A 14759-nucleotide genomic window follows, 5' to 3' on the forward strand; every position below is an offset into this window, starting at 1 on the left:
GACAAAATCCTTCTTATTCCTGCATGCAACTAGTTACCGAACAGCGCAGCTCCGGTTTGGTCAATTCGAGATAGGAGACCTTTCACTTCATCGACCAATTGATCCAGCTTCACATCATGTGTTTCGCCGTTTTTACGGATACGCACTTCAACTGTTCCTTCTTGTGCCGCTTTATCAGAAACCGTAATACGCAGAGGCAATCCGATCAAATCAGCGTCTTTAAACTTCACACCAGCACGCTCGGGACGATCGTCAAACAAAACCTCGACGCCAGCTTTGCGCAGTGCTTCTGTAATTTGTTCACTAGTTTGACGTTGCTCTTCTACTTTAACATTGACCGGAATCACATGCACATGGAAAGGTGCAACAGATACTGGCCAAATGATACCATTTTCATCATTGTTCTGCTCGATCACTGCCGCAATTGTACGGGATACCCCGATTCCGTAGCAGCCCATGATCATCGGTTGACTGCGACCGTTCTCATCCAGGTAGGTAGCACCCATCGCTATGGAGTATTTCGTACCCAGCTTGAATACGTGACCAACTTCTACACCACGTGCAAACTTGATGACACCACCTGTACGAGGGCACTCGTCGCCTTCTGTAATGTTGCGCAAGTCAGCGTACTGGGAAACCGTGAAATCACGGCCAGCAACTACGTGAGTCAGATGATAGTCTGTTTCATTGGCACCGACGACACCATCATAAACATCTTGAACAAAATTGTCCGCGATGATTTCCACTTTTTCAGGATCAATACCCACTGGGCCAACAAATCCCGCAGGCGCTCCTGTTACCGAAACGATATCCGCTTCAGAAGCCAAACCTACGATCGCTGCATCATACAAGTTTTTCAGCTTCACTTCATTGATCTCATGATCACCGCGGACTAGCACCATAACCAGCTTGTCGTCTACGCGATATATGAGGCTCTTGATGATTTGCTTTGCTTCGATTTGCAGTGCTTGTACCAATTGGTCGATCGTTTTAGTGCCAGGCGTATGCAATTTTTCGCGAGCTGGCGCTTCTGTTGCTGGCTTCGGAGATGGCTTGTACACGACTTCTGCCTTTTCCAAGTTGGCCGCATAATCACCTTCTTCAGAATAAGCAATCGTGTCTTCCCCAATGTCGCACAACGCCATGAATTCGTAAGTCCCTTTTCCGCCGATTGCACCTGCATCCGCTTCTACTGCACGGAAGTTCAAGCCTACTCGGGTAAAGATGTTCGTGTATGCATCGTACATTGCCTGGAAGTTGCGATCCAGACCTTCTTGTGACGTATCAAAAGAGTAAGCATCCTTCATAATAAACTCGCGGCAACGAATCAAACCGAAGCGTGGACGCACTTCATCACGGAACTTGGTTTGAATTTGATAAAGGTTGATCGGGAGTTTTTTGTAAGAGTTAATCTCATCACGCACGAGACTCGTAATGACTTCTTCGTGGGTTGGACCCAAGGCAAAAGGACGATCATGACGATCACGCAGGCGAACGAGCTCGGGACCGTATACATCCCAGCGACCCGTTTGATGCCACAGCTCAGCTGGTTGCATCGCTGGCATCAACAGCTCTTGTCCCCCAGCATTGTTCATTTCTTCACGCACAATTGCTTGGATTTTGTGCAGGGAACGGAGCGCCAGGGGCAGGTACGTATAAATACCGGAAGCCAGTTGGCGGGCCATACCTGCGCGGAGCAGCAGCTTGTGGCTGGCAATCTCCGCGTCGGATGGCACTTCCCGCAGGGTAGGGATCAACATTTGACTTTGCTTCAACACGTGCGTGTCCTCCTTATGCCTTATCAGCAATCAACGTGCATTATCCTACAGTTGTAGGTTTTTGCTCGTTTACTATTTCGTTAATTTCTTTCATCAGCTCTTCAAACAACTCGGTCTCTTTTACTTTCCGAACAATTTCACCATTACGGAAAATCAAGCCCTCGCCATTTCCGCCGGCAACGCCTACATCTGCTTCACGAGCTTCACCAGGTCCATTTACCGCGCAGCCCATTACCGCTACTTTTAACGGTACTTTCAGCGTGGAAACGGCATCCTCGACTTTTGTTGCCAAGCCGATCAGGTCAATTGCGCATCGACCGCAAGATGGGCATGCAATCACCACTGGATCGTTGTTCACGATATCCAAGCTGCGAAGGATTTGTTTTGCTACTTTAATTTCTTCAACAGGATCAGCCGTCAGGGATACACGGATGGTATCACCGATTCCCATCGACAATACCGTTCCGATTCCAACTGAAGACTTGATGCTGCCGGAGAACTGTGTGCCTGCTTCTGTTACACCGACGTGCAGCGGATAGTTGCGTTTCTGTGCCATCAATGAATAGGTTTGGATCATCGTTGGAACATCGGAAGACTTCAAGGAAATGACAATGTTGTCGTAGTTCAAGTCTTCCAGAATTTGCACGTGGTCCATCGCACTTTCTACGATTGCTTCCGGAGAAGGGTAACCATATTTATCCAATAGTCTTTTCTCGACAGAACCGGAGTTGACCCCGATACGGATCGGAACATTGCGCTCACGGCACGCTTCCACTACGCGTTGCGTTTTTTCTTTCGAACCGATGTTTCCCGGGTTGATCCGAATTTTATCAATCCCGCTCTCCAATGCAATCAACGCCAGCTTGTGGTCGAAATGAATGTCGGCAACAAGCGGCAAAGGGGAGCGTTCTTTAATTTTTTTGATGGCACGTGCTGCATCTTCATTGATGACGGCCAAGCGAACAATTTGGCAACCGACATCGTGCAGTCTCTGAATCTCAGCCAGAGTTTTTTCTACATCACGTGTGTCTGCTGTCGTCATCGATTGGATGACTACGCTTTTTTGGCCCCCGATTTGCACTCCACCTACAAAAACCGGTTTCGTCTCCTCGCGCTTGAACATTTTGCACCATCCTTTTAGGTATGTCTGTTTTTCTTTCTATCTTGTTAGTACGTGATTAGGAGAACAATCGTTGCAAATCATTCCAAGTCACTACCAAAATTAGCAACATCAAAAAGGCAAAGCCCAAGAAATGAACCATTCCTTCTTTATGCGGATCAACAGGTCGACCTCGCAGCGCTTCTACTCCCAAGAATGCCAGACGTCCGCCGTCCAAGGCTGGCAGTGGCAACAGATTGAACAACCCAAGGTTAATGCTCAATACAGCAGCCCATTTCAACAGAATCGCCATGCCTTGTTGCGCAACCTCACCAGTCATCTTGAAAATACCGACGGGACCACTCAAGTCCTTCAATCCGTATTCCCCCGTTACGAGCATTCCCAAGCTTTTCAGGATCATCATCGTAAAATCGTAAGTGTTGGTTGCACCAGATTTCAGAACTTCCCCTGGAGCAAACGTGAGTGCATTGGTTACCATGATTTTGCCTACGTTGTTTTCGTCTTTCCCTACTTTAACTGGCACACTCATACGCTGTCCATTGCGCTCGTATTCAAATGTTAGCTGTTGGTCCGGCGCTTTACTAATCTTTTCTACAACGTCTTTCCACGAGGATACAGGCTGACCTTGAATCGCGACCACCTTATCACCTGGCAATAATCCAGCTTGAGCAGCAGGTCCTCCCGGGATCACATTCCCCAGATAACTGCCATTCGGTACGCCGTACAAGAAGCCGATCACGATAAACAAAACAAACGCCAGCAAAAAGTTGGCTGCAGGTCCCGCAAAAATCGCCCAGAAACGCTGTGAAACTGTCTTGCCTTTGAACTGTCTGTTCAGAGGGGCAATCTGTACTTCTTCTCCATCCTTGACCAGCTGAGCCTGTGGATGAACAGCAAACGTCTTCTGCTCTCCGTCCAGTTCAAGCACGATATTTAAATTTTGCTCCAGATCAAATTGTACCACCGTACCGGTGATCGAACGAGTAGAACCAGAACTTGGCCCATCGAGCAAAATATGTGTGACCTTTCCTAACGCATCCCGCTCCACGGTTACTTCCATGTGCGGTTTTAACATATCCATCTCCGGGTCTTCTCCCGCCATGCGAACGAGACCACCGATGGGTAACAGGCGTAAGGTGTATTCCGTTTCTCCCCGCTTCACGCGAAAAATTTTTGGCCCCATTCCCAGTGCAAATTCACGACATAAGATCCCTGCCTTCTTGGCCAGAAGGAAGTGTCCTAGTTCGTGCACAAAGACAAGTACCCCAAATACAACTACAATCGCGAGAATTGATTCAACGGAATCCAGGTTGGGCAAAGGCAAGTGAACAGCCACCTTTCTGTCAAGTATCTAACACTCATATTCCTTAGATGGAAACGAGCGCATAAGAGCGTGCCCACTCATCAGCTGCAAAAATATCTGAAAGCTCTGGGCTCGCTACACCAAGGTGAGCTTCGCATGTTTTTCGGACGACCTTTTCGATGTCCAAAAAACTGATCGCTCCCTTCAAGAACCTATCAACTGCGACTTCATTGGCTGCATTCAGTACTGCAGTATGCGTACCTCCTGCCATGCCGCACTCATACGCTAATTTTAACAGTGGATAACGCTCATAATCCATGGCAGCAAAATGAAGCGTGGCGATCTTGACCAAATCAAGTGGTTCTGTAGGCAGTTCTTTTCTGATGGGATAGCTCATGGCGTACTGAATCGGAACCTTCATATCCGGTGTACCGAGTTGGGCCATGACCGCTCTGTCTTTGTATTCTACCATAGAGTGTATGATACTTTCATAATGCAATACGCATTCGATTTGCTCATAAGGTAAATCGAACAGCCAATGAGCCTCGATCACTTCAAAACCTTTGTTCATCATGGTGGCAGAATCGATGGTAATCTTTGCACCCATGCTCCAATTCGGATGAGCCAATGCCTGCTCAACTGTCACTTGCTGTAGATCCTCGCGAGAGAGATGACGGAACGAACCGCCTGAAGCGGTCAAAATGACCCGCGCCACATCCTCCTTGCGCTCTCCTTGCAGACATTGGTAGACAGCTGAATGCTCGCTGTCTACTGGAATAATCGATACACCTTTTTCTTTCGCTCGTTTCATGACAACAGGGCCAGCGCTCACCAGTGTCTCTTTGTTGGCCAGTCCAATTGTTTTTCCCGCCTCAATCGCAGCGAGTGTAGGTGCGACCCCTACACTGCCCACAACAGCGGTCATAACGAAATTGGCAGCTTCATGACGGGCAACCAGTTCCAATCCTTCGGCACCGTAAACGATTTCTGGTTGAGACTTGCCCGCCAATCTATCTCGCAGTTCAACGGCAGCCTTCTCATTTCCCACAGATACGAGCTCGGGCTTGAATTTTTCCACCTGGCGTGTTAGTAGGTCGACGTTTGTTCCAGCAGCCATAGCCACCACCGAAAAATCCTCTGGATGCTGGTCTACGACTTCAAGCGTGCTCGTTCCAACTGACCCCGTTGAACCTAAGAGCGCTATTTTTTTCACGGATTTCACCCTCTATATCTCTTTCTATATGCAAAAGGTTTTAGACAATACCTAATAGATGTAGAACCGGAAAGACGAGCAAAAAACTATCAAAGCGATCCAAAACGCCCCCGTGACCCGGAATGAGTTGTCCTGAATCTTTTACATGGAAATGTCTCTTGAAAGCCGACTCCACCAAATCCCCCAATTGCCCGACGATCCCTGCAACAAGAGCGATGGTCAATGCCTGATCAATCGCAAAATGTCCAAAGCTAGCATTGATGGAAAGAACAATCAAGACCGAAGCGAAGAGACCTCCTAAGGCCCCTTCCACCGTCTTGTTTGGACTAATTTCTGGCCACAGTTTACGTTTACCTATTGCTTTTCCGACAAAATAGGCGCCCGAATCAGTCGACCAGATTCCCATAATGACCATCACCGTAAGCATGAATCCTTCAGGTAGGTTTCGGGTAGCGGCCATATAAGTAAAACCGTAGCCTATGTATAACGCCCCCACCAACGTAAGGGCGACGTGTTCGATGTGAAACTGATTTTTCCGTAAAACGGAGTAAATCAACAAGAGCAGGATGACGGGCAGCATCAGATCCGGCATGCTGATACTGAGCCAATCCGAAAATAATAGAGACGGCCACAAAATGCTTAACATCAATACATATCCGAGCAATCCTGCCAAATAAAATGACTGAATGCCAGCCATTCTCATAAATTCAAAATAACCAATGACAGCCAGTAAAAACACTAATAGTGAGTACCAAACTCCACCAGCATACATCAATAATAGAAAAGCAGCCCCACCAATCAGGCCTGTTATTATACGTTGCTTCAACTGATTCCACCTCTCGGCTATACCGCCCCGTAGCGACGAGCTCGGCCTTGGTATTCCACGATTGCTTGATAAAAATGTTCACGGGTAAAATCAGGCCATAGCACGTCCGTAAACCATAATTCTGTATATGCTAATTGCCACAGCATAAAGTTACTCAAGCGAATCTCTCCACTTGTACGAATCAAGAGGTCTGGATCGGGAATTTCGCTTGTATACAGGTAGCTCGATATCAATTCCTCTGTCAGTTCTTCTGGTTGTAGCTCGCCTGCTTTTACTTGTGCTGCCATCTCTGAGAATGCTTTTGCAAGTTCATCTCGCCCCCCGTAATTCAGGGCAAAATTCAATTGAAGACCGCTATTGTCCTTCGTTCTCTCTTCTGCTTCCAGCAATGCTTTCAGCGTATGAGAAGGCAGTTCGTTTTTACTGCCCAGCATGCGTATGCGGACACCACGTTCTATTAATTCATCCAATTCTGTCGACAAAAATTCCTGCGGAAGTTTCATGAGAAAATCCACTTCATCGCGTGGACGCTTCCAGTTTTCGGTAGAGAATGCGTACATCGTCATATAACGCACGCCGATCTCGTCTGCAGCCTTGACGACTTCTTTTACTGCTTTCATTCCTGCACGGTGCCCGGCAACCCGGGGTAAACTGCGCTTATTGGCCCAACGACCGTTACCATCCATAATAATCGCCACATGTTCCGGAATCTTACCGGAACGATCCAACTCGGCTGGCTCCGATTGCTTTTCTTTGCGGCCCCATTTGCGCGCCAGATGTTCTAACATAAAGTGTTCCCCCGTAATGAGAGATATAGACGTACATCCCCCTCAAACGAGGGGGATTACCATTACCTATACTTCCAAAATGTCTTTCTCTTTGTCCTTAACGATCTTGTCAACTTCGGCGATGAATTTATCCGTCGTTTTTTGTATGGTTTCTTGATGACGACGAGAATCGTCCTCAGAAATAGTAGCAGCTTTTTCAAGCTTTTTGATTTCATCGTTTGCATCACGACGGATGTTACGAATCGCTACTTTTGCCTCTTCTCCACCTTTTCCTGCCAGCTTCACGAGCTCTTTACGACGTTCTTCTGTGAGTGGAGGAATGATCAGGCGGATAATCACGCCATCATTGGATGGAGAAATTCCCAAATCCGATTGTTGCAACGCACGGTCAATTTCTTTGAGCGCCGTTTTATCCCAAGGCTGGATTGTCAGCATACGTGGTTCTGGTACGCTGATGTTTGCCAATTGGCTAATCGGCGTTGGCGTGCCGTAGTAGTCTACTGTAACACGATCCAGCATCGCTGGGTTCGCACGACCTGCACGCAGGCTGGACAGATCTCTTTTCAAAGCATTGATCGCTTTATTCATGCGATCTTCCATGTCATTTAGCACAGTTTGTGGCATAATTATTCCCCTTTCACTAGAGTACCGATTTTGTCGCCCATTACTGCCCGACGAATATTGCCTTCTTCAGAAATGTTAAAGACGATCAACGGAATACTGTTATCCATGCACAAGCTGGACGCTGTTGAATCCATGACACCTAAACCTTTATTCAGCACTTCCAGGAATGTCAACTGGTCGTACTTCTTAGCGTTCGGGTCAAGGCTTGGGTCTGCAGAGTAAACACCGTCTACCTTGTTTTTCGCCATCAGGATTACTTCAGCTTCAATCTCAGCTGCACGCAGCGCTGCAGTCGTATCTGTTGAAAAGTAAGGGTTACCAGTACCGGCAGCGAAGATAACCACGCGCATTTTTTCCAAATGGCGAATGGCACGACGGCGTATGTATGGTTCTGCTACCTGTCTCATCTCAATCGAGGTTTGAACACGAGTCGGGACGTTCACTTTTTCTAACCCATCCTGCAAGGCGAGTGAGTTCATAATTGTGGCCAGCATACCCATGTAATCGGCTGTTGCCCGATCCATTCCTTTGGAGCTGCCGGAAAGTCCGCGCCAGATGTTACCTCCTCCGACGACTACTGCGACTTGTACACCCAATTCTACGATTTCCTTGATCTGGTTAGCGACGGAGAAAATAACTTTTGGGTCAATACCATACCCTAAGTCCCCCGCCAAAGCTTCCCCACTCAACTTTAACACAACCCGTTTATAGGCAGGAAGTGGCATGTGAAACGGCCTCCATTCATGAATCATTCTCTGTGCCCAGTCTTCATTCCTTCTAATTGGGAACAGGTACACACTGCTATCTACATGCAGAGAGTTTCACACAAAGTGAAACTCTCGCTTTGAAAATAGGGAACACGAAGGTGTTCCCTATAACCTTTATTATTGCTTATTAACTTGAGCCATTACTTCAGCTGCGAAGTCTTCTTGTTTCTTCTCGATACCTTCGCCTACTTGGAAGCGAGCGAAACCTTTCAAGGTAGCTCCTGCTTCTTTCAGCAGAGTAGCTACTTTCTTGTCAGTATCTTTTACGAATGGTTGCTCAACCAGTACGTATTCTTCGAAGAATTTGGAGAGGCGGCCTTCTACCATTTTCTCAACGATGTTAGCAGGTTTGCCTTCAGCCAGTGCTTGGTTTTTCAGAACTTCACGCTCACGCTCGATCTCATCAGCGGAAACTTCTTCACGGTTAGCAAAACGTGGGTTGGACGCTGCTGCGTGCATGCCCAGGTCGCGAGCCAGTGTTTCGTCTTGTGTACCTTCCAAAGTAACCAGAACGCCGATACGTCCACCCATGTGCAGGTAAGCACCGAAAACGCCGTTGTCTGTTTTCTCGGAGAGAGCAAAACGACGGAAGGAGATGTTTTCTCCGATAGTCGCGATTTTCTCGTTGATTACATGACCCAAAGTCTCGCCAGCACCTTTGAAAGGTTGCTCCAGAGCTTCTTCAACAGATGCAGGACGTTGGGATACAACGTGCTCAGCGATGTCTTTCACAAGTGTTTGGAACTCAGGGTTTTTACCAACGAAGTCAGTTTCGCAGTTTACTTCTACAACTGCTGCTACGTTTCCAGCTACCGCTGTCGCAGTCAAACCTTCAGCTGCAATACGTCCGGATTTTTTCGCTGCTTTCGCTACACCGCGCTCACGGAGCAAGTCAATTGCTTTTTCCATGTCGCCTGCTGTTTCTTCCAGCGCGCGTTTGCAATCCATCATACCTGCGCCTGTACGCTCGCGCAGTTCTTTAACCGCTTGTGCACTAATTGCCATTGAGTGAAACCTCCTCGAAAAGTTACGATCCTATTATAATCGAAAAGCAAGTCACCTGTTAACCTCGGCGACGCTATTCAGCAAAAAAGGATGGACGGGGGTTCTGACACCCTCAGTCCACCCTTTAACACACATGCTTACGCAGTTGTTGTTGCTTGTTGCTCTGTACCTTGGTTTCCTTCCAGGAGAGCGTCTGCCATTTTAGCAGTGAGCAATTTCACAGCGCGAATTGCGTCATCGTTACCTGGGATCACATAATCGATTTCATCTGGATCGCAGTTAGTATCTACGATCGCTACGATTGGGATACCCAATTTACGAGCTTCTGCTACAGCGATGCGCTCTTTACGAGGATCGATGACAAACAGAGCGTCAGGCAGTTTATCCATGTGAGCGATACCGCCCAAGAATTTTTCCAGACGATCCATTTCTTTGCGCAGAACGATAACTTCTTTCTTAGGCAATACTGCGAAAGTACCATCGTTTTCCATACGCTTCAGCTCAGCCAAGCGAGCAGTACGTTTTTTGATGGTTGTGAAGTTTGTCAGAGTACCACCCAACCAACGTTGGTTGATGAAGTAGTGACCTGTGCGTTCTGCTTCTTCTTTAACGGATTCTTGTGCTTGTTTCTTCGTACCTACGAAGAGGATTTTTCCGCCGTCTTGAGCGAGTTCACGCACGAAGTTGTACGCTTCCTCTACTTTTTTAACGGTTTTTTGTAGGTCGATAATGTAGATTCCGTTACGTTCGGTGAAGATATAGCGAGCCATTTTCGGGTTCCAACGACGAGTTTGGTGACCGAAGTGTACACCAGCCTCGAGCAATTGTTTCATCGAAATTACTGCCATATTTCACACCTCCTTCAAAAATGGTTTTTGTGATGCCTACCTCCGTCTCACCGCATGTTCCAAGCAATTCTGCCATAGGCAGCACCGTTGCCGGAATTGGTGGACGTGCGATTTCAACACCGTAAATGAATATATCACATGGAAGTTTCAATTGCAACAAACGAATTCCATTTATTTCGTAAAAAAGTTTTGACCCTTTTGACAGACGACAAACGGACACATTTCGTTACATTGAAAAAACCGCCTATTTTTTAGGCGGCGTTGTTATCAATTTGACGATGTCTGCTTCCTTAGCGGCAGTCGACACTTCATAGGTGCCGACTCGAATACGATTTAGCTTGTCACTGGCACGTAGTTGGGCCACAAATTGATTGTCGGCAGGAAGAATTCCTTCCTTTACTAAAATCTGCGCTACATCCTCTGCGGTTGCTTTGTAAGGAACAGTGAAAGAAACCTTCTTATCCGCCAAAGGTGCCTCCACTATCGGAGGTTTAGGTGCCTCCGCATTTGGTGATGGTGTCTGTGTATTCGGTACGGTAGGAGTAGGCTGGACGTCCTTATTCACTGGATCTGTTGGCGGAGTCACCTTTTGCTCCGATGAAGCTGCAGGTGTCGTAGGCTGTACAGTTGGCGTCTGCGGTTGCTTTGTCACAGGCGCCACTGTTTGTCCTACCTTTGGCGTAACTGGCGCCTTGGGCACTCCAGGAGCTGGCTGGACGTTCACTTTCTTTTCTTCTTGCCACTGTTTGTATTCATCTGCTGTAAGTACGACCATTTCCAGCTCTTGTGCGGCTACTTTCATTTGATCGACAGTCATCGCCGGAGCTTGCGCAGTCTGCTTAGGAGCCAACAGTCCGATAATGGAGGTAGCCACAATCAGACCTGCTCCAAACCCGAATAATAGCTCTTGTTTACGCATCGGCCAGACCTCGCTCATGCCTGTCAGCCAAGGAAAAGATCAAATCGATTTCCCCTCTGCCGGCACCTAGTCGTTTTGCGATCTCATCCCGAGACAAACCTTCTTTACTCAGCTCAAAGGCACGGCGATAACGTTCTCGCAGTGCCAGCATATCCACCTCTTGTACTTGAGGTGCTGGTTCTATCCTATGAGTGTCCTTTGGAGCTTCTTGCTTGTTGTGGCTTTCACTCGTTTGCCATTGCTCTTCCATATAGTCTAATCGCTTGCGCAAACTCGCGATATCCTCGAGAAGGTCCGCTCTCATTTCCTGCCATTCTGCAGCAAGAAGATTGGTTTCTTGCTTTACCTGCTTTTGAAGACGTTGCACGCTTTTTTCGAGCTCGTCCTTGTCCGTCGTGCGTTGTGTCGGTAATGAGGAAAAGGAGTCAACAGGCTGCTTCTTTTTAATGATAAAAGCAAGAAGCATGCTGATCATTCCTGCTCCAATCAGGATGGGATACACTACGTCCATGTTGTCCACCTTTATTTCTGGCTTGACTTCGTTTATAAAGAAATATCTATAATACGTCCACGCAACGGGTCTCTCATGAGATCAGCATTCGTAGATACACCTTCGCTCGATTCGGACATTTGGCTCCCAGTGGATTCTTTTTTGTCCTGATGCTCTTGCTGTCCTTGTTTTTTTTCCCGTTCGCGTATCTGGTTCTTTTGTGATTGCTCAAGATCGGTCGGGCGCTGACGCATATGTTCATCCAGGTCTCTTCGTTGATCAATCATTGATTGTTGTTCATGCATGGTTCGTTGTTGCTGATGCTCCTGAATTCGGCTGACTTCTAACGTGCGTGGTATTGCCACCTGCAATTCAACCGCTTTCAAACTCATATGGCCCCAACTCCCTTTGTCACACTAAGTATGTAAGCATCCTGGATTAGATGAGAGTTGCTGTGCTAATTTCACCGTCCAGCACAATAAATCGCGTTCTCGCATACTCGTGCTTGATAAAGTGCACCAGCTTTCCAAACGTCATTTTAATTCCTGGATACATTACATGATATGCCTCAATAGCTGCTGGGCCTTCCCCTTTTAGCTCGAGTTCAATATCATTTCTGCGCGCTTCCAATTCCTTACTTTCTTTTTCCAGAACCAAACGAGTATTGGTTAGCTTGATTTGCATGAGACGTTTGTCTGCTGGAAGTTCCTTGCTGACTTGAAGGATCTGATTCATAACGCCAAGGCCTTGATCTGTTTTGCGTAAATTTTCATACACATTTTGTAGTTCTTTTTGAATGTTCGCAAGTTCTTGTCTTAATTCCGGTTTTACTCCTACTTCGAGTATCGTAGGAGTGGCGCTGCTGTTCCCAAATACTCGTGCCACAATCTTTTCCCCAGCCTGCAGTACGCCGCCAATAATGAATCCTTTTGACCCTTTGCAAATGATTTGCTTTCCGGCACGTACGGTGGAGAACATGATGCTTTGTGAAACAATCACTTGATTGCCAGCCGTTACATTGGCGTTTTGGATAAAGGATGTCCGGACATCTTTCCCCGCAACAATGCAGCCTTTGTCCTGGGCAACAATCCCGCTTTTGATCTCAATGGAACCTTCCGCGTACAGCTCGGCCCCTTCTACACTGCCAAGTACGCGTATATCTCCTGATGACTTTACGCGAAAGCCATTCAATACGTTCCCGCGAATGACCACCGTTCCCACAAAATCAATATTGCCAACACCAAAATCAACATCCCCGTTTACTTCAAATACGGGAAACACGTTCATTTTTGCCTGTTCCGTAAAGGATACTTGTCCGTCAATAGCGGCGTATAGCATCGTCCGCTCTTGATTGAGCACAACATTTTTCCCAGGCTTTATGTTTATTTCCTTGCCGGCTTTGGGAGCGATGGGCTCTCCGGTAACTGCTGTGCCTGGTTGTCCCTGGCTTGCTGGTATTTTACGTGCCAAGAGTTGTCCTTTTGCTACATTGGGGATTGTCGTCACATTATAAAAATCAACTCGGCCATCCTCTAGCTCTTTTGGACCTTCCCCTTCATTAATAGATGCCAAATAAGGGTACTCGATAGTCCCATCGGTTCCGGCCACAGGTGCAATCCCTTGAGCAACCTTTACTCTCGCGTTTGCATACTTCGCGGGTAAGGTGCACAAGTCCCGAACTACATCATCGAGAATTCCATATTTCACATTGCTTGCTTGTAAGGCTTTATAGACATCTGTTTCCAAGATGACAATTTCATCGATATCTTGTTCGTCCATACGAAGAAGTATTTCGGCCTCCAATTTATCAGCTGAAATTTTTACTTCTATTTTATAATTCCCGATCCCTTCCATCATTCTACCCCTCTCAAGCTTGGGTAATGTCCCCTTACATCAATTGCGATTTCCATCTGGACAACGCAGAACGAAGTCGGAAAAGAGCTTTGGAGTGCAACTGGGATATTCTTGAAGGTGACAAGCTCATGATTTCCGCAATTTCTGATAAGGTCATTTCTTCAAAATAAAACAAGGAGACAACCAGTCGTTCCTTTTCAGGCAACTTGTCGATGACCGTTACTAGAACCTCTTTTAAGCTGGATACTTCCGCCACATTATCAGGCCGAGGTGTGATCTCGTCGATGATATACGAATGCCTTGCTGTTTTTTGTTCGTCTTCATCCCCTACTGCTTCATCGATTGAAACCATGCTGGCAAGAGAGGTTTCCAAGAAAACCTGTTGAAGCTCCTTTTTGCTTATTCCCAGATAATCAGACACTTCTTGATCGGTTGGCATTCGCAGCATTTGCTGTTCCAAGGTGGTGTATGCTTCTTCGATTTTTTTGGCCTTGTCTCGAACAGTACGAGGGATCCAGTCGTTCTCGCGTAGTCCATCGATCATTGCGCCACGAATCCTCCACATAGCGTACGTCTCAAATTGGAGACCCCGGGTGTGATCGAATTTAGCCAAAGCGTCCAATAGCCCAAAGCGCCCATAACTAATCAAGTCATCCTTGTCCACATTTGATGGCAGATTAATTGCCAACCGATTTGCCACCTTGTCTACCAGTGGCAAAAACCGCGTGACCAAGTCAACCTCCGCCTCGCGACTTCCCTCTTGCTTCCACATGACCCATTTATCGAACTCTTTTGCTTTTTCTTGACTGGTTAGCCGTGCCACGAATAGTCACCAACCTTTACTCATCTGATAAGCGCCTAACGACCTCTGCAACGGTGGCTGGATCCTCAGTAGGATGAATCCTTTCCATGTTGTTGATTAAGAGTGGTGCAAATGTCTGTTCTTCCTGTTCGAATTGTTGTCCAATTTCCAGAACGACCCCACCTTCTGCTAGAGGAGAGCTTGTCCCCTCTAGCGTGTCCGTAACCATTGGTGGAGTAGATGACTGTATGAACGTTGCGAGCAGCCAACGAATTGGAAATGCAGCGAGGAAGAATAGGACAAATGCAATACCTGCTCTCTCCAGTGATACGAGCCAGACATTACTCGCCACAGCCGTACCCAGCGTTACAAGAAATGCGAGCATCCCTAATCCAAAATTAATCCAAATGGTTCCTAACATT

The 14759-nt window shown here is 47.1% G+C and carries 16 protein-coding genes; all 16 read right to left on the reverse strand.

Going from position 1 to position 14759, the window contains the following annotated elements:
* Positions 1 to 29: 29 nt before the first annotated feature.
* Positions 30 to 1775, reverse strand: a complete 1746-nt coding sequence (locus HP567_RS20220; protein WP_173608376.1) for a proline--tRNA ligase — start codon at positions 1773 to 1775, stop codon at positions 30 to 32.
* A gap of 43 nt (positions 1776 to 1818) precedes the next feature.
* The gene (ispG, locus tag HP567_RS20225; protein WP_015891719.1) at positions 1819 to 2901 is read right to left on the reverse strand and encodes a flavodoxin-dependent (E)-4-hydroxy-3-methylbut-2-enyl-diphosphate synthase; all 1083 of its coding nucleotides are present in this window, start codon (positions 2899 to 2901) and stop codon (positions 1819 to 1821) included.
* 55 nt (positions 2902 to 2956) lie between these two features.
* The gene (gene rseP, locus HP567_RS20230) at positions 2957 to 4222 is read right to left on the reverse strand and encodes an RIP metalloprotease RseP (RefSeq protein WP_173607992.1); all 1266 of its coding nucleotides are present in this window, start codon (positions 4220 to 4222) and stop codon (positions 2957 to 2959) included.
* Between the two features lie 43 nt (positions 4223 to 4265).
* Positions 4266 to 5414 (reverse strand): 1-deoxy-D-xylulose-5-phosphate reductoisomerase, encoded by a 1149-nt coding sequence (locus HP567_RS20235; protein ID WP_173607993.1) that lies wholly within the window; start codon positions 5412 to 5414, stop codon positions 4266 to 4268.
* A 40-nt stretch (positions 5415 to 5454) separates the two neighbouring features.
* Positions 5455 to 6240, reverse strand: coding sequence for a phosphatidate cytidylyltransferase (locus tag HP567_RS20240; RefSeq protein WP_173607994.1), 786 nt, complete (start codon positions 6238 to 6240; stop codon positions 5455 to 5457).
* 17 nt (positions 6241 to 6257) lie between these two features.
* Complete coding sequence (locus HP567_RS20245; protein WP_173607995.1) at positions 6258 to 7028, reverse strand: isoprenyl transferase; 771 nt, start codon at positions 7026 to 7028, stop codon at positions 6258 to 6260.
* A 66-nt stretch (positions 7029 to 7094) separates the two neighbouring features.
* A complete protein-coding gene (gene frr, locus HP567_RS20250) occupies positions 7095 to 7652 on the reverse strand; it encodes a ribosome recycling factor (protein WP_015891724.1) in 558 nt (185 codons plus the stop codon).
* A gap of 2 nt (positions 7653 to 7654) precedes the next feature.
* Complete coding sequence (gene pyrH, locus HP567_RS20255) at positions 7655 to 8377, reverse strand: UMP kinase (protein ID WP_007719254.1); 723 nt, start codon at positions 8375 to 8377, stop codon at positions 7655 to 7657.
* 159 nt (positions 8378 to 8536) lie between these two features.
* Positions 8537 to 9424, reverse strand: a complete 888-nt coding sequence (gene tsf, locus HP567_RS20260) for a translation elongation factor Ts (protein WP_173607996.1) — start codon at positions 9422 to 9424, stop codon at positions 8537 to 8539.
* A 137-nt stretch (positions 9425 to 9561) separates the two neighbouring features.
* The gene (gene rpsB, locus HP567_RS20265; RefSeq protein WP_015891726.1) at positions 9562 to 10272 is read right to left on the reverse strand and encodes a 30S ribosomal protein S2; all 711 of its coding nucleotides are present in this window, start codon (positions 10270 to 10272) and stop codon (positions 9562 to 9564) included.
* A gap of 244 nt (positions 10273 to 10516) precedes the next feature.
* Positions 10517 to 11209 (reverse strand): DNA polymerase III subunit gamma/tau, encoded by a 693-nt coding sequence (locus HP567_RS20270; RefSeq protein ID WP_173607997.1) that lies wholly within the window; start codon positions 11207 to 11209, stop codon positions 10517 to 10519.
* On the reverse strand, positions 11184 to 11711 hold the full coding sequence (locus HP567_RS20275) for a DUF6115 domain-containing protein (protein WP_173607998.1): 528 nt from the start codon (positions 11709 to 11711) through the stop codon (positions 11184 to 11186). Before HP567_RS20275 ends, HP567_RS20270 begins: the two co-directional genes overlap by 26 nt.
* Before the next feature lie 23 nt (positions 11712 to 11734).
* Positions 11735 to 12073, reverse strand: a complete 339-nt coding sequence (locus tag HP567_RS20280) for a hypothetical protein (RefSeq protein WP_173607999.1) — start codon at positions 12071 to 12073, stop codon at positions 11735 to 11737.
* Positions 12074 to 12119: 46 nt separating this feature from the next.
* Positions 12120 to 13538, reverse strand: a complete 1419-nt coding sequence (locus HP567_RS20285; RefSeq protein WP_173608000.1) for a DUF342 domain-containing protein — start codon at positions 13536 to 13538, stop codon at positions 12120 to 12122.
* A 31-nt stretch (positions 13539 to 13569) separates the two neighbouring features.
* Entirely contained in the window at positions 13570 to 14358 is a 789-nt protein-coding gene (locus tag HP567_RS20290) for a FliA/WhiG family RNA polymerase sigma factor (RefSeq protein WP_173608001.1), read from the reverse strand.
* Positions 14359 to 14374: 16 nt separating this feature from the next.
* Entirely contained in the window at positions 14375 to 14758 is a 384-nt protein-coding gene (locus HP567_RS20295; RefSeq protein ID WP_173608002.1) for a hypothetical protein, read from the reverse strand.
* Position 14759: the final 1 nt, after the last annotated feature.

It is taken from the genome of Brevibacillus sp. M2.1A (assembly GCF_013284355.2).
Taxonomy (GTDB): domain Bacteria; phylum Bacillota; class Bacilli; order Brevibacillales; family Brevibacillaceae; genus Brevibacillus.